15 protein-coding genes are annotated in these 15947 nt (G+C 53.5%); 13 read left to right on the forward strand and 2 right to left on the reverse strand.

Annotated elements, in window-relative coordinates; translation table 11 throughout:
* Positions 1 to 29 precede the first annotated feature (29 nt).
* The 5 genes from NYE33_RS05280 (at position 30) to NYE33_RS05300 (ending at position 6013) form a co-directional block, all read left to right on the forward strand.
* Positions 30 to 2021 (forward strand): FAD-dependent oxidoreductase, encoded by a 1992-nt coding sequence (locus NYE33_RS05280; protein ID WP_341064994.1) that lies wholly within the window; start codon positions 30 to 32, stop codon positions 2019 to 2021.
* 74 nt (positions 2022 to 2095) lie between these two features.
* A complete protein-coding gene (locus tag NYE33_RS05285; RefSeq protein WP_336102725.1) occupies positions 2096 to 2644 on the forward strand; it encodes a hypothetical protein in 549 nt (182 codons plus the stop codon).
* A gap of 170 nt (positions 2645 to 2814) precedes the next feature.
* Positions 2815 to 4239: a hypothetical protein gene (locus NYE33_RS05290; protein ID WP_076243632.1), complete on the forward strand. Its 1425-nt coding sequence runs from the start codon at positions 2815 to 2817 to the stop codon at positions 4237 to 4239.
* 78 nt (positions 4240 to 4317) lie between these two features.
* Positions 4318 to 4599 (forward strand): hypothetical protein, encoded by a 282-nt coding sequence (locus tag NYE33_RS05295; RefSeq protein WP_042140428.1) that lies wholly within the window; start codon positions 4318 to 4320, stop codon positions 4597 to 4599.
* Positions 4600 to 5170: 571 nt separating this feature from the next.
* Positions 5171 to 6013 (forward strand): EcsC family protein, encoded by an 843-nt coding sequence (locus NYE33_RS05300; protein WP_042140427.1) that lies wholly within the window; start codon positions 5171 to 5173, stop codon positions 6011 to 6013.
* A 141-nt stretch (positions 6014 to 6154) separates the two neighbouring features.
* On the opposite strand, the gene NYE33_RS05305 is transcribed toward NYE33_RS05300, so the two are convergent.
* Positions 6155 to 6463: a putative quinol monooxygenase gene (locus NYE33_RS05305; RefSeq protein ID WP_341064995.1), complete on the reverse strand. Its 309-nt coding sequence runs from the start codon at positions 6461 to 6463 to the stop codon at positions 6155 to 6157.
* 96 nt (positions 6464 to 6559) lie between these two features.
* On the opposite strand from NYE33_RS05305, the gene NYE33_RS05310 reads away from it, so the two are divergent.
* The 8 genes from NYE33_RS05310 (at position 6560) to NYE33_RS05345 (ending at position 15042) form a co-directional block, all read left to right on the forward strand.
* Positions 6560 to 7819, forward strand: a complete 1260-nt coding sequence (locus NYE33_RS05310) for a nitric oxide synthase oxygenase (protein ID WP_081970347.1) — start codon at positions 6560 to 6562, stop codon at positions 7817 to 7819.
* 451 nt (positions 7820 to 8270) lie between these two features.
* On the forward strand, positions 8271 to 8819 hold the full coding sequence (locus tag NYE33_RS05315; protein WP_042140426.1) for a TetR/AcrR family transcriptional regulator: 549 nt from the start codon (positions 8271 to 8273) through the stop codon (positions 8817 to 8819).
* Positions 8820 to 9408: 589 nt separating this feature from the next.
* Entirely contained in the window at positions 9409 to 10395 is a 987-nt protein-coding gene (locus NYE33_RS05320) for an NAD-dependent epimerase/dehydratase family protein (protein WP_042140425.1), read from the forward strand.
* Between the two features lie 90 nt (positions 10396 to 10485).
* Positions 10486 to 10842 carry a nucleotide excision repair endonuclease gene (locus tag NYE33_RS05325; protein WP_042140424.1) on the forward strand — a complete coding sequence of 119 codons (357 nt, stop codon included), beginning with the start codon at positions 10486 to 10488 and terminating at the stop codon, positions 10840 to 10842.
* A 473-nt stretch (positions 10843 to 11315) separates the two neighbouring features.
* Positions 11316 to 12038 (forward strand): hypothetical protein, encoded by a 723-nt coding sequence (locus tag NYE33_RS05330; RefSeq protein WP_042140423.1) that lies wholly within the window; start codon positions 11316 to 11318, stop codon positions 12036 to 12038.
* A gap of 35 nt (positions 12039 to 12073) precedes the next feature.
* Positions 12074 to 13351: a polysaccharide deacetylase family protein gene (locus NYE33_RS05335; protein ID WP_052422156.1), complete on the forward strand. Its 1278-nt coding sequence runs from the start codon at positions 12074 to 12076 to the stop codon at positions 13349 to 13351.
* Positions 13352 to 13543: 192 nt separating this feature from the next.
* A complete protein-coding gene (gene rlmN, locus NYE33_RS05340; protein ID WP_039294932.1) occupies positions 13544 to 14641 on the forward strand; it encodes a 23S rRNA (adenine(2503)-C(2))-methyltransferase RlmN in 1098 nt (365 codons plus the stop codon).
* Between the two features lie 113 nt (positions 14642 to 14754).
* The gene (locus tag NYE33_RS05345) at positions 14755 to 15042 is read left to right on the forward strand and encodes a DUF6509 family protein (RefSeq protein ID WP_042140422.1); all 288 of its coding nucleotides are present in this window, start codon (positions 14755 to 14757) and stop codon (positions 15040 to 15042) included.
* A gap of 151 nt (positions 15043 to 15193) precedes the next feature.
* On the opposite strand, the gene NYE33_RS05350 is transcribed toward NYE33_RS05345, so the two are convergent.
* The gene (locus NYE33_RS05350; RefSeq protein ID WP_042140421.1) at positions 15194 to 15943 is read right to left on the reverse strand and encodes an esterase family protein; all 750 of its coding nucleotides are present in this window, start codon (positions 15941 to 15943) and stop codon (positions 15194 to 15196) included.
* Between the last annotated feature and the right edge of the window lie 4 nt (positions 15944 to 15947).

Raw genomic sequence — 15947 nt, forward strand, 5'->3', positions numbered from 1 at the left:
GCTGCACTAACCACACAGGGGGAGAAATAATGCATAAGCAAGCAGTACGGCCGTTGTTAAAAGTAAGCGTATGTCTGATCCTGGTTCTGTCGCTCATCAGCGGCTGCAGCGGCAATAATTCAGCCGGACCGGCAGCATCGGAGCAGCCTTCAGCATCACCGGAGGCTACGCAGCCGGCGGATACAAGTGCGGTACCGGATGCTTTTAAAGCGGGAACCTATAAAGCGGAAGCTGACGGCAAAGACGGCAAGATTCAGGTTGAGGTTACACTCGACGCCGAATCCGTAATCACGGATATCCAGGTGGTCAGCCAGAACGAAACGGCCGGCATTGGCGTGGAGGCCATTAATAAGATTAAGGAAGAGATTATTGCCGGCCAGACCCTGGCCATAGATGCAGTCAGCGGTGCTTCGGAGTCGAGCACGGCGATCCTGACAGCCGTTGAAGATGCGGTGAAGCAGGCGGGCGGCAACGTGGAGGCTTTTAAATCGAGAGCTGTAGTGAAATCGGGAGAAGGCAAGACGGAGCAGCTGTCTGCGGATGTCGTTGTCGTGGGTGCAGGCGCATCCGGCGTCTCTGCAGCAGTCTCTGCAGCCGATAAAGGCGCAAAGGTCATTCTTATTGAGAAAACAGCTACGATTGGCGGAGCAAGCAATCTGTCCTGGGCAGGTAAGTTCTACAACTCTTCAGCCGCTGTCAGCAGCGGACTTAAAGTGGAAGTAGAGAAGGAGATTGCCGACTGGATCGTTAATAATCACTGGAGAGTAGACGCAGCGGCAATCCGCCAGTACGTGACCAAGTCGGGTGAAACCTATGACTGGCTGACAGGCAAGGGCTACACCACTACCTTCCTTAACTTTGGCGGAGAACAGCTGCATATGTTACCGGCCTATGACACCCGCCAGGATCTGCTGAAGGCGATGCTTGCAGAATCCGTGGAAAAGGGCGGCGGACAGGTAATCACCGAAACAACAGCCCAGAAGCTGATTACAGGCAGCAATGGTGAGGTTACCGGAGTGGTTGCCGGGAAGGCGGATGGAACTGTGCTTGAGATCACCGGCAAAAGCATTGTCATGGCTACCGGCGGTTATGCCGGCAATAAAGAGATGGTCAAGGAAGCCTTCGGCTTCGAAGGCGTCAATGGCGGACTTGGACAGAATATCGGCGAAGGGCTGCAAATGTCCTGGGATATTGGGGCGAAGGTTCCCGATAACTTCGGGGGACAAATGCTTCACCAGACCCTGGCCAGAGCAACGGACAAGCTGAAGGCGGAGTATGAGCCGTTCGAAGCCAGCTATCCGCTGATGCTCTCCTACCTGCCAACGCTGATGAATGTCGGCCCTTCCGGGGCGAGATTCCGGGATGAAGCGGCAACACTAACCGCAGTAGCAGCGGCGAACACGAGTGCTTTTAACGGAGCCTATCATCTGGTCATTCTCTCGCAGGCGCAGATTGATGCCCTCAAGACCAAGGGAATGCATGGCTTGAAAGCACCCGGACTGCCGGGAATGCCGCCGGAATTCTATGCTTCTTTTGCTGATAAATTCACGCTGGACCAGCCTTGGAAGGATGCGGATAAAGTCTTCGAGTCCATGGTTGCCAACGGTGACGGCTTCAAGGGTAATACCATTGAGGAATTGGCAAAAAATGCGGGTATGGATGCTGCGGTATTCGCTGCCGACTTTAAGCTGTATCAGGAAGCGGCGAAGACCGGCATCGATACCGAGTTCGGCAAAGCGAAGGAATATCTGCTTCCGATGGGTGAGAGCGGCCCGTATTATGCAATTATTTCCGAGATCAATAATCTCTGCTCGGTGGGCGGCCTGCTTGTAAATACCAAGTTTCAGGTGCTGAATGACAAGCGTGTGCCCATCAAGGGATTATATGCCGTGGGCGTGGAGTCCGAAGGTGTACTCTTTAACGATACTTATGTAGGAAATGGCGTCGGACTGGGGTATTCCTTCACCTCCGGGCGGCTTGGCGGCGAGGATGCAGCAGCCGGGGCACTGGGCACAAAATAGAACGGTTTAAGCAATCTTCTTCTTTTCACCGATAAAGAGTTGTCCTGAACTTTTATCGAGAAGAGGAATGTTCGATGTATATTCCCATTTCCCGGATTCAAGCCGCTTCACTGACCCGTTCACCGCATCAGGAGGCCCATGCTCCGGCAGAGTCGTCTGTGCTTAGTTTCTCGGAGACTTTGGCAGCTGTTGCTGCGGCCATTGAAGATCAGGCACGCAGAATCAGGAAGAAATACGGCCTGCCTGTCCGGATCACAGCGGTGTCCAAGGACGGGAGCAAGGGTGCGGACAGTGCCGGCAAGGGAGCCAGGGATGATGTGCGGGAGATTGTGATTGCCCCGAATATCCTGCAGCAGATGAGCAAAGATCCTGTGGCCTTAAGAAAAATATACGGCTACATCGATGAGTATGTCGCCAAAGATCACCTCTCTGCTGATCATAGCCTGATCATCTACAGGGATGGTACTTGTACCCTGTCCCTTTCTGCCCCTTCACCGGAAGAAGCAGGGAAGAGCAGCGGGGGCCCTGCCGGGCAACCTGGCCTGTGGAGCGGAATCTCCACCCAGGACCGGCTGCAGCAGCTGGCCTTCATCCGGGCGCGGAGGGCAAACCGGCAGCCTTAATAGGAAACACCTGTATATTGATCTCGGAATCCGTGGTTTGCGTGGATTCCGGGATCTTTTTTTTATAAGATGGCGCAGCCGTGCCCGGTTGTACGAACACCAGCCTATGCCCCTGCATAGCATATAGCACTGAGCTTGCTATAAGGAAGTGGAAAGGGGCGCACAGGATAATGGGTATCCAGCTTACGGCGATTCATTGGGTGTACTTAGTGTTTATTGTGTTCATTCTGGCGCTGCTGATCCGGCGGCGTGATACGACAATGATCTGCGTGACCGGGATTTTGGCGCTGGGTCTGCTGGCAACGGCTACGCTCAGCGGGTCGGTATCGGGAATCTTCAACTCCTTCGTATATGCTACCAAAGAGCTGCTCGGCACCATTATGATTATCTCCATTATTGTGGCGATGAGCCGGATTCTGATTATTACAGGCATCAACGAGACGATGGTATCCCCGCTCACCCGGTTTCTGCGCACACCAGCGATGGCCTATTGGGGGATCGGGCTGATCATGATGGTGACCTCTTTCTTCTTCTGGCCTTCCCCTGCGGTGGCACTGGTCGGTGCAGTCCTGCTGCCTGTCGCTGTCCGGGTCGGCCTGCCTGCACTTGGTGCAGCGGTGGCAATGAATCTGTTCGGGCACGGGATCGCCCTCTCCGGCGACTATATTATCCAGGGAGCGCCGAAGCTGACTGCGGATGCAGCGGGTCTTCCGGTATCCAGCGTCATGCAGGCTAGTATTCCGCTGGTTATCGTGATGGGGGTTGTAACTACTGTCACTGCCTTCTGGATGATGCGCAGAGACCAGAAGAATGGAACGTGGAGAGACGGCCTGGTGGTCACTGCCCAAGGCACAGCAGGGCCGTTGTCTGCAGCCGGGACGGGCGATGACGGGACGGTACTCATGAGCGCCGGGCTTCGAAAAGCGCTGGCCATCGCCATCCCGCTGCTCTTCCTTCTGGATGTGATAGCCATGTTCATGCTGCACCTGCAGGGTGGTGATGCTACAGCTCTGGTCGGCGGAACCGCCGTGCTGATCCTGATTGTCGTTACCCTGCTGGCCCACCGCAGCCAGGGACAGGGGCTGGAGAAAATCACGGCCTATCTCATTGAAGGATTCATATTCGGCTTCAAGGTCTTTGGACCGGTCATCCCGATCGCAGCCTTCTTCTATCTTGGCGACTCGGCCTTCACCGAACTGTTCGGCCAGGTGTTGCCGGACGGCTCGCATGGCATCGTGAACGACCTGGGCGTTGCCCTGGCGGATCACGTGCCGCTTAATGGCGCCGTGGGAGCCGTGACGCTGACGGTGATCGGCGCGATCACCGGTCTCGACGGCTCCGGCTTCTCCGGCATCTCGCTGGCCGGCTCGATTGCCGGGCTGTTCGCCGCCGCGATCCATTCCGGCGCGGCGACCCTCACTGCCCTTGGGCAGGTAGCCGCCATCTGGGTCGGCGGCGGCACCCTGATCCCGTGGGCGCTCATTCCCGCCGCGGCGATCTGCGGCGTCAGCCCCTTCGAGCTGGCCCGGCGCAATCTGAAGCCGGTCCTGCTGGGTCTGGCGGCGATGACTCTCACCGCCATGTTTCTGGTGTAGGAGATGTCTGCATAAGATCCACGCCCCCAATCCATCCTAGAGAAGAACAGAAACCGTGATTGAGGGGGAAGTATTCTTATGAAGCATTACGAATCCAGTCTGCGGACGAACAGCACGGTGGATCAGGCACAGGATTCTGTGACCAAGCTGCACAACGCTGTAACTCAGGCGTTAAGCCATCCAACGGAGCAGATGATTGACCAGGCGGAGAATAGCCTGGAGCATGCCGAGGAAGCCGTTCGCCATGCTCCCGAAGGATCGGTCGGCGGACACGGTGTAGACTTGACTGAAGACAGGCTGGCCGAAGAGAAACGCAGACTCGCTTCACTGGACGAACCTGGCGCCAAGGCCCGCAGCTAAAGCCAGAGCTAAAGCCTGAGCAATAGCCCAGCGTGATCTGCACCGAGTCTGAAGCCGGCCTGAATTCGGCAGGCTATTAAGCACCTGCGTTACTGCTGCAACAGGCATTTCCGGATTTACTCCGGGAATGCCTGTTTGCTATATAAGAAGCACTAAAAAAATAACAAAAAGCGAAAGAAGCGGAGGGGAAATTTGGAACTGTAGGAGCGATAGCGCCCGCCTGAAAGCTTTCCGCAGGAAAGCTCGCTACGGAAGCATACCCAGTCACCGGATTTCCACTGCGAACAGCGGTAATAATCAAGAAATCTGGGGACAACAGCGGCCGGAAGTCCAAATGTTCACGCAGTGACGACTAAGCTTCACGTTCAAATCTTAAGTGCGTCTTATATATTTATCTAATTCGGGGCCAGCATATACAAACTTGTGCAATCATTCGGAGTGAATAAGGTTATAAGGTATCAGGCACATCTATAATTTACGTGAACCGGATCAGGGGAAGGCTACGTAGTAATACCACTAAGACGCAGACGCAACAAACATGACAAGACCATCATTCAAGGGAGGCATAAATATGCCGGAAGCTAATGATTCACGGGTACCGCTGGAGACACCGGAGATACTGCATGCCGAGCTTGCCCGGATTGCCAAGTGGGAGAAAGAGCAGAATAAGCTGATGATCTGGGACCGGATTACCCGTCTGCCGTTCAAGCTGCTTGATAAAATCACACCGAAGATTATTCATGAGAAGGTAGGCAAGCTGCTGGATGAGCTGGGCAGCTACATCCAGAATGGCGGCAACTATCTGGTTGCCGGGCGCAAGGTAGGCACGCTGATCGGGGAGGCAAGCGTGGCAGCCGGGGGGACGGGCAACGGGCCGTATCCGCTGGCTGTAATGGATGCGGCAGCGCTCCGGCTCTCAGAGAGGAGCCGGAATACGGCAACTGCCCAAGGGGCAACTACCGGCTTCGGCGGAATCTTCACCCTTGCTGCCGATATTCCGGCTGTGCTCGGCCTTTCATTGAAGGCCATCCAGGAGATTGGCCTATGCTATGGCTACGATCCGACAGATAAGGCGGAACGGATATTCACTGTGAAGGTGATGCAATTCGCATCCTCCGATATTGTCGGCAAGCGGACGATTCTGCGGGAGCTGAATTTGCAGGCCGGCGGGGATGGCAACATCATTGCCGGAACGAACGCGGCAGTCTCGAAGATTCAGGGCTGGAAAGAGGTTGTTATGGTATACCGTGACAATTGGGGCTGGAAAAAGCTGCTCCAGACTGTTCCGGTTGCAGGCATGTTCTTTGGCGCGTATCTCAACCGGAAGACGCTGGAGGATGTGACGGAGGCTGCCCGTATGCTATACCGCAAAAGACGGATTATCGCCAGGCTGGCTGAGCTGGAGCTGAAATAAGTGCTCTGATTGAAGCGGAACTGCGCATGGATGGCAGCGGGGCTGCCGGCAAGGCGGGCATCATGAGATAGAGGCAAGGATTACTGCCCTGGGGCTGCATTCCTTGCCTCTATTTCAGGAAAGGTATAAGGGTTCAGCCGCCTATGGGGCAGTTGAACCGAACGCCAGCCCTTTTCCGCCCACAGGTATTAGCTTGACCGGCTCGACTCCGGCAATCAGCGGCATGGCCCGCTGGATCGTGGCACGGGTGGCCTCCAGGGCAAGGGAAGCAGCATGGGCTTCCGCACTGCTCCATACTTCTGTGACCCAGAGGATATCCGCCTCGGATTCCGAGAGGTTCACGATATACAGCTCGCATTCTTGGACAGGCTCAGCCGCCGCTGCGGCTTCCAGCAGAATGGCAGCCAATGCCTCCCGTTCACCCGGTTTAGCGGTGAATTTCGCGTACATTCCGAATTTGCTCAACCTCATCACCCCAGCATGTAGTTATCCGCTCCAATAGCGGAGTTGATCAACATTATTTTACCAGAAACAAGGAGGGAAAGAATGAATCGAATAGATCAGCAGCCTAACATTGATGAATTAATCGGGCAGGCGGAAGCCTTCATCACTGCATGTTACCAGGAGCTGGACAAGTCAGAGAGTGAGCGGGAGCGGCGTCTTGCAAATATACGCGAAGAAGTGATTCTTACGGGCACCTATATACATACGGAGGAAGAACTAACCCATGGGGCGAGGATGGCCTGGCGTCATAACAGCCGCTGTATCGGAAGGCTGTTCTGGCATTCGCTTACAGTGCTTGACGCGCGCGGGGCAGAGACTGCGGAGGAGGTGGCCGAGGCGCTATTCCGGCATGTGGAGCATGCGAATAACGGCGGCAGGATCCGGCCGGTCATAACCGTATTCCGCAGCGGAGAGCAGCCGGATAGAGCTATCCGGATCTGGAATCACCAACTGATCCGTTATGCCGGCTATCCCGGGGACGGGGAGCAGCCGCGTGCCGGTGATCCGGCTTCAGATGAGTTCACTGCGGTCTGCCGGGAGCTGGGCTGGCAGGGGACAGGCGGGGATTTCGATATTCTGCCGCTTGTCATCAGCATCGGCGGGGAGGAACCCCGCTGGTTCCCCGTCCCGCCGGGACTTGTGCAGGAGATTCCGCTCACTCATCCGGAGATCGGACGGTTCCCAGAGCTGGGCCTGCGCTGGTACCCCGTTCCGGTTGTCTCGGATATGTGCCTGGAGATCGGCGGCATCCGTTACCCGGCGGCGCCCTTCAACGGCTGGTATATGGAAACGGAGATCGGCTCCCGGAATCTGGGGGATACAGAACGTTATAACCGCCTGCCGGCAGTGGCCGATCTGCTGGGCCTGGACCGTTCGACTAATACCTCGCTGTGGAAGGACCGTGCGCTGCTGGAGCTGAACCGCGCGGTACTGCATTCCTTCAAGCAGGCCGGGGTCAGTATTGTCGATCACCATACAGCGGCAGATCAGTTCGTCCGCTTCCAGGAACAGGAGAAGCGGCAGGGGCGTGAAGTATCAGGCAAATGGGGCTGGCTGATCCCCCCGATGTCGCCTTCGTCCACGCCGATCTGGAACGATAACACCTTGAGAGATTTGCATCTAAGTCCGCGCTTCATGTACCAGCAGAAGGCGTACGCGGACAGGTTAGATGCAGCAGCCGGTCCATCCAGTGAAGCTGGCGGCTCTGCCTCGTTGCATGCGGGGACGGATGATCCGGCAGCAGAGTCTGAGCAACAGGGCGCTGCCGAAGCGATGACATGTCCTTTCCATCACCTCCACTAACTCCGGTCCGGCGTCCGGTCCGGCAAAATAAATAATTATATGGGAAATAATTGGCTTAGCGCCGCGTGCAATCTCTCTGCACGCGGTTGAAAGGGGGGCTGGTGCGGCGATGCGCGATTTGATTCAGGCGGCACGGCTGTCTAGGCGAAAGGGCTTGGCAGTATGGCGGCCGGCAATAGTTGCTTTTGTTTTCATTTTTGCAGCTGCTAATCCAAAGTGAAATTTAGCCGGAATGGTGAGTGAGGTCTAAATTAACCTTAGGGAGGTGCTGATTGGTGCTGATTCGTGCTGATTCGCCTTCCGGGAGATTTTGTTCAGTAATTATTATTTTTCAGGCTGTGGTTGATTATTTAAAGATAGAAGTATATACTGCTAAACAAGAGAGTGATTGATCAATAACCTAAAGACAGCCAGACGATCACCTAACATTCCGGCAGAAAGGGAGACCTATATGAACAAGCAATCGGGCACTATCCGTTCCAAAGGAGAGGAGACCATTCCGGTAAACCGCAGGGAGCAGATTCTGGAGTCGGCTGTGGTTGTGTTTGCAGAACATGGCTATTACCGGGCTACAACCGCGCAGGTGGCCGAGAAGGTGGGGATATCCCAGCCGTATATCTTCAAGCTGTTTAAGAATAAGGAAGAGCTGTTCATTGCTGCGCTGGAGCGGGCTTTTGAACGGATTCTCCGCACCTTCTCAGGGCTTCAGGCTCCCGCAGACCAGCTGCTTGCAGAGGCCATTCAGCTATACGAGCAACTGATGGAGACCCATCCGAATGAGATTATTCTGCAGGTGCAGGCCATCGGCATCCGGGATGAAGCTATCCGCCAGTCGATGCAGGCTGGTATTCTGGAGGTAACCCGTCTGATGGAGAGCAAGTTCTCGGCAGCAGGGTTTGCGCACCCGGAGGTGGAGGTGAGCACCTTCATGGCTAACGGTATGCTCTGCAATATCGCCCTCACGCTGGGAATGCCGGAGCTGAAACCGAAGCATCTGTAAGCACCGGTGCGGGCAGGAGGATGATCGGGAGTAACGGTGCAACAAGCGCGGGAGGAGGATTAAGCAAAATTTACAGCCACAGGCAAGAGTCAGCTGCATAATTCCCGATCCAGCCGGATCATCATTTTTTCAGTTTTCGAGTAGTGACTGATCAATAACTTAGTAATGCAATGGATAACTAGCAAAGAATTAAGCAAAGAACAAGCAAAGCTTGAACGAAACGAAATAGTGGTACGTGTCCATCATTTTCATTATGAACGCAGGTAATCGGCCATGAATAGATAATGTTGTACGTATTACAACTTGAGCTCATGAATATGGTGGGATTCGTAATTATTGTTGTACGAAATACATGAATTGTTCCGCTTAGCGGCTTGAATCAGATGGAAATGCTGCCTTTTGTGCAACAATTTTCAATTTAGCCCGATTTCATGGGTAGAATGTTGTATTTCGTACAGGATTTCAGTTAACAGCTTAAATTTAGTTTGGCTATATACCATTTATTTTTATTTTTATTATTTAGTTAGTGATCAATCACTAATAAAAATTAACAATAAATAAAAATTCATTATACCAGGAGGAATTTCAAATGATAAACAAAGCGATGGTACTGGGAGCAACCGGAGGGACAGGAACGGTGATTATTGCCGAGCTGCTTCGAAGAGGGATCGGGACTGTAGCCTTTGGGCGCTCCATGCCGAAGCTGGAACAGCTCGCGGCCAAGCTCGGGAATCCGGCAGGGCTGAGCCTGCAGACCGGAGATGTGTTCCGTGCGGATGATGTATTCAAGGCCGCGCGCGGGGCTGATGTTATTTTTCACAGTGCATCGGTGCCTTATCACGAAATGGACGCGAAGCTGCTGCCGATGGGTGAAGCTGTGATGGAGGCCGCGAACCGGCTGGGGGCGAAGGTAGTGGCTGTGGACGGGATTTATCCGTATGGCAGAAGAGTGAATGAGCAGCCGATTGCCGAGAACTATCCGAAGAATCCGCATACCCGCAAGGGGAAAATAAAGCTGGAATTCGAGCGGATGTTCTTCAGCCCGCGCTGGAGCGGCATGAAGGGAATGATTGTCCGCCTGCCGGATTATTACGGCCCCACGGCCAATGAAGCCTCTTACCTCGGATCGACGCTGGAAGCCATAGCTGCCGGTAGACCTGCGGTGTTCATCGGCAATATGAACGTTCCGCGCGAATACGTCTATCTGCCGGATGCGGCAGTGATGATGGTGGAGCTTGCCCTCCGCGAGGAGGCCTACGGGCAGAACTGGAATATTCCTGGAGCCGGCGTGATCTCCGGCAAAGAGATCGTCCGGATTGCCCGCGAAGCCGCCGGAAGCTCGAAACTGGTTATCCCCTTAGGCGCAGCAGGCTTGTCACTGCTCGGCCTGTTTGTACCGGTAATGAAAGAGATTGTCGAGATGCTGTATCTGACGAAGGAGCCGCTGCGGCTCAGCGGTGCGAAGTACGAACGGGTAGCCGGGCCGGTTCCGGCCACGCCTTTTGAACAGGGGATAACAGCGACGATCCATTCCCTCCAGAACCGTGCAGCTGAAAATGTGCAAATCCCCTCATAAAACAGGAGTAATCTGCAGAAGATAGAAATAGTCAGGTTTCCCAATCTGTGATACTATTTATTTCTATATACAATGAGGAAGTGAAGCTTAATGATCAGCATTACCATTCCGGCACCGGAAGTTACTATTTTTAAGCAGGAGAACCCTGTGCTCAGCCATATTTACGGATTTACGGATTTTCACCTGATTACCCGCGAAGCCGGCGGCATCTTCATGTTCTACAATGACAAGGATGAGCTGCTGTTTGTAGGCAAGGCACGCAAGCTTAGACCGCGGATCAAGAAGCACTTCGAAGATAACGTATCGGTCATGAAGCCTCACCGTGATGAAGTTACCAAGATTGAAGTCTGCCTCGTGGAAGACCCGGTCGACAGAGAAATTTATGAGACTTACATTGTGAACAAGCTTAAGGCGAAATACAATGTGGAGAAAGTACTGTATAAATAATGGTTTGGATGAAAAGCGTGGTCCCTGCTTCTGCGGACTGCGTTTTTTTGTTGTTCAGGAAATTATGCTGTTTGACCTTTTGCAGGCGGGGTTCCCGATGTAACTTGGATAATGATGCATGAAGGTGCCGTCCGGTCAGGATGGTGCCTGTTTGCTGTACAGTTAAGCGTTAAATCCCGGATTTGAACCGGGAGATGTATTACTCTGGCCTTAGGATGCTATGACAACACGCAGGAGTAATCCGGGATTTTCAGGCGCGTTGTGGTCCTTGTTTTTCGGGAACGCCCAGTACAAATGGCAGGGGTAATTCATCCTGAAATGGGCCAGGCAGCAGCTTGCTGGCGCAACTTGGGCCTTTGGATACATTTAGTAAAGTTAGATACTAAGGCTCACTAACGCATCCGCTAAATCAACTATAATAAACTCGTACATGCTCGACATATTTTGACATTTATAATGAGGTGATTATATAGATGGCGGCTCCGTTTTTTAAGAAGAAAGAAGCTGTGGACAAAACGGCCAAACCGGGTATGGTTCAAAAGGTTCAACTGGCCGAACCTCCGCCCGAAGATAGCGATAATTATGAGAAGGCTGAAAGTGCCCCCGGCCTCGTGTCCGTCGGCAAAGCGCAGCTGGATAAAAAGTCGCTGGATCTGGTCTTCGCAGTAGAGCAGATGATTCAGGCCAGAGCGCATGCTGAAACGAACAACCATGAGCTGCAGGACCGGCTGAATCATTCCAGCAGTCATGTGGAGAGGCTGGGACGGGATCTGAGGAACCTGAACAAGGTAATTGAAGAGCGGGAGAAGAGCATCCTGGAGCTAGAGCATAAGCTGGTGGAGAAGAATCTGAAGGTGGACCAGGTACTGGAGGATTACCGTGAGCTGCACACGACCCTGTCAGGAGAAATGGATGAGCTCAAGAGCACCATTGATCTGGAGCAGCAGAAATATGCCAATCTTGTACAAAAACATAATGATGCCATCTCGGAGAAGCTGAAGCGGATGAATGAGCTCGAAGAGAAGATCGGGCGCCTGGAGACAGAGAACAGTCACCTGAAACAGAAATACGATACGGTCCGGCAGGAGAAAACCTACCTCTCCAGCATGATCAGCGATTTCACCAACCGCATGACCGTACCCTTTGGCGGAAGCACTCCGCCGGCAGAGCGTAACGACAGCAACGGAGATACATAGGACTTATGCCAGTACACCCGGCGAACACTGCTCGGATGGTAGAGCTGCTGTCCCTTGAGCAGAGGCAGGGCGTCTATCAGATGGAGGTAGGTTTAACCCACAGCAGCGGTTCCGCCCGCCATATACTAATCATCGATGAATATACATATGTGCAATTGAGTATGCTTGGCCCCTTCGCGGGTCAGCGTGTGCGTCTGTCTCTCTATCCCAAATGGGACCCCTTCCGCCGCAGCTTTTTCAGCTCCCTGATCAAAATGAACCAGACGTTTAGCGAAACGCTGTATTATGCCTGCTCTGAGGAGTATGCCTCGCAGCTTGTAAAGGCGCGGCAGGAGGAAGAACGTCCAGCCGGGCCCGGGCCTGCTGCTCAGGTACCGTCACTTGAATTGCCGCAGCACAGACCTGGACATCTGAAGCGCAGCCGCAGCCTGCGGCCTGTCCGGGCCATACTGCTGCGCGGTATTCTGTTCAGCTGCCTCATCGCATTGTTCCTGCTGCGCATGGACGGCAAGCTGTTCAGCAACAGCGCAGAAGCCCATGAGGACCCGTTGCAGGCGGCCGTAGCTGCGGACGTCAGCAGTAGTCCCCTTATTAATGTTATACCGGTGATCCAGACGGCGGCCTACCAGAGCAGCGAAGTCCAGGCAGTCCCGGAAGAGGCTCCGGAAGATCCCCTGGAAGATACCCCGGAAGATACGTCTGCAGCGGCTCCGGAGACTTCGGTTGAAGAGATTGAACTGGACGGGAACAGCTATGAATACAGCCTGCCTCAGGGGTATGTGGCCTTATCCTTCGATGATGGGCCCTCGCAGTACACAAGGCAGATTGTAGATATTCTGGACGAGTATGGTGTGGCGGCGAACTTCCTGTTTATTGGACAGAACGCCAGCAGCCGCCCGGCAGAGGTCAGCTATGCTAATGAGCATGGCATGCCAGTAGGCAGCCACTCCTGGGATCACAGTGATATGACACGGAACAGCCCTGAGGAGAACCGCAAGAATCTGGAGCGGGCCAGCCGGGAATTGGAGTCGAACATGAACTCGGCGGTAACTATCTTCCGTCCGCCTTATGGTGCAGTTAATGATGAGCTGGCCGCTGAGGCGAAGCGGCAGCATATGAAGCTGCTGCTCTGGAACCGGGACCCCGAGGATTGGAAAGCCGATAATGCCCCGCAGGTTCTCCGTTATTTCCATACAACGGACCCGTCCGGCGGCATCTATCTGCTGCACGAAAAAGCAGTTACGGTCCAGGCGCTTCCTGAGATCATTGAGTATCTTCAGGCACAGGGACTGAAGTTCGCCGTCTTCAAATAAAAAGCAGGAAGCGTATCCCGGATCGCGGGGTGCGCTTTTCTGCGTATGTGCACGGAAATGACCCGGAATCGGCAGCGTTTCCCCTTGTTTTAATAAACAAAATTTGAGACAATAAGTTATTGTTGTTGCTAATGTCCCCCGCAAGGTAGAATAGATTGATTGAACTTTAAAGTTTTGAAAAGAGGATATGAAATGAATAAAGAATCCATTTATGGATTGACTTTGGAACAACTGACCGCCTGGCTGCTGGAGCATGGGCACAAGAAATCCCGTGCATCCGCTGTCTGGGAATGGCTATACCGCAAGCGGGTTACCAGCTTTGCAGAAATGACGGGGATGAACCCGGACTGTGTACAGCTGCTGGAAGAGCATTATGTCTTTCAGACGATGGAAGAGCATGTGAAGCAGGAATCGGCTGACGGCACTGTCAAATTCCTGTTCCGCTTACAAGACGGCAACCTGATTGAAACGGTGCTTATGCGGCAAAAGTACGGTCTGTCCGTCTGCGTCACCACTCAGGTCGGCTGCAATATCGGCTGCAGCTTCTGCGCAAGCGGGCTGCTGGCGAAGAGCCGCGATCTCACCAGCGGCGAGATTGTCGAGCAGATTATGAAGGTTCAGCTTGATCTGGATCAGGCCGGTCTTGGGCAAAAGGTCAGCCATGTAGTCGTAATGGGCATCGGTGAGCCGTTCGATAATTTCCGGCATCTGCTGAATTTCCTGATTACGATCAAGGATCACAAGGGTCTGGCCATTGCCGGCAAAGGCATTACCGTATCCACCAGCGGTCTGGCTGACAAAATCAGAGAATTCGCCGACGCCAATATGCAGGTCAATCTGGCGATCTCCCTGCATGCGCCGAATAATGAGCTGCGGACACAGATCATGAAGATCAACCGTGCCATTCCTATAGAGAAGCTAATGCCGGCGATTGATTACTACCTGGAGAAGACCAACCGGAGAATTACCCTGGAGTATATCCTGCTGAAGGATATCAATGACCGTGAGGAGCATGCCCTGGAGCTGGCCGAGTTAATCGGAGACCGGCGTCAGCTGGCGAATGTGAATCTGATCCCTTATAATCCGGTAGATGAGCATAGCCAGTATCAGCGGAGCGAGCGGGAATCCGTACGTGCGTTCTTCGACACGCTGAAGAAGCAGGGCGTCAGCGTCAGCACCCGGCTGGAGCACGGAGTCGATATTGATGCGGCCTGCGGACAGCTTCGCAGCAAGCAGATCAAGAAGACCAAAGGCAAGGCAGAGGTGCCGGCAGCGCAGTTTCCCGGATAAATTAGGCAGCAGTTTGTCATCATAAGTACGATGCTGTCTTGTAAAAGGAAGCAAAGGCGTTTCTACTTGTGTTACAATAATCTGGCAGTGATTTGAGAAATGAGGAATGCGACGTGTTGACATTTACAAGCTACACCGTGGAGAACGTAAGAGATCCTTTTGGAATACTAAGCGGCAAGCGATATGAGTTCGTCATTAACCTGGATGTGCCGGAAGATGATGAGCTATACGTAGAGAACGGTGTTTCGGCCCGCGTAATTGTGAAAGTGGAAGAAGAGCAGACAAGCATTGTCAGCTACGATCTGCAGGAAACCTCGTCAGGCCAGCTGCTCGATTTCGATATGGAAGAGGACGAGGAAGCAGCACTGGTTCTGTTCTGTTCAGAGCATTTGCCTGAATAAGACTCGGCTGTAAGTGCTGGAAGGAAACTGCTGAACCTGGCGGTTTCCTTTTTTATTGCCGTGAACCGGGTGAACGCATGCCAAAAACGGGACTGCCGCAGTCATCTGCAATGATGGCTGGATAGTCCCGTTCTTTTTATCTATAAACGTGCTATAAGCAGCCTTCCACATAATAATGAATCTGCTTGTTCCACCACGGCCAGTCATGACCGGCATCATGCCCCCAGTAGTCGATCCGTGCGGGAATGCCTTTGCGTCCGAGCACATCCTGAAGCAGCCGGGTCTCATGCAGCATTTCATCCTCATACGCGCCTTGTCCGACGCAGACGATGATGTTGCTGCTGCGGTACTGGTTCAGATAATAATCATCCGTCAGTCCCGGCAGATAATGCAGCGGTGAATTCAGGTAGATCTGCTCACTCATATAGTCGCCGAAGAAATAATAGGTGGAATAGACGCCGCTCAGGGCGATTAAGGTATCGAAATATTGCGGATAACGGAAAAAGAAGCTGGCACTGTAATAAGCGCCCATAGAGCAGCCTGAGATCAGAATGCGCTGATCGGTCCCGCCGTTGTTCTGCTTGCTCTGGTGGAGGATGCCGGGAATCAGCTCATGCGCGATATATTTATCATACTGCTCATGGCGGTGCACCCGGTCCTCGTTATTCCAGTGAGTGGAGAAGAAGGTCTCTTCATCAATACTGTCGCAGGCCCATATCTGCAGCTTGCCCGCTTCAATGAAGGAGGAGAGCGTGTCAATCATGCCCGAATCCTCATATTGATAAAAGCGTCCAAGCGACGTGGGGAAGACGAGCATCGGTTTGCCGGCGTGGCCGTATATTTTATATTCCATGTCTCTGCCCAGGTTGTGGCTGTACTCCTTATGGTAGCTTATCCTCATCCGT

Source organism: Paenibacillus sp. FSL R10-2199 (genome assembly GCF_038000235.1).
Taxonomy (GTDB): domain Bacteria; phylum Bacillota; class Bacilli; order Paenibacillales; family Paenibacillaceae; genus Paenibacillus_AQ; species Paenibacillus_AQ phytohabitans.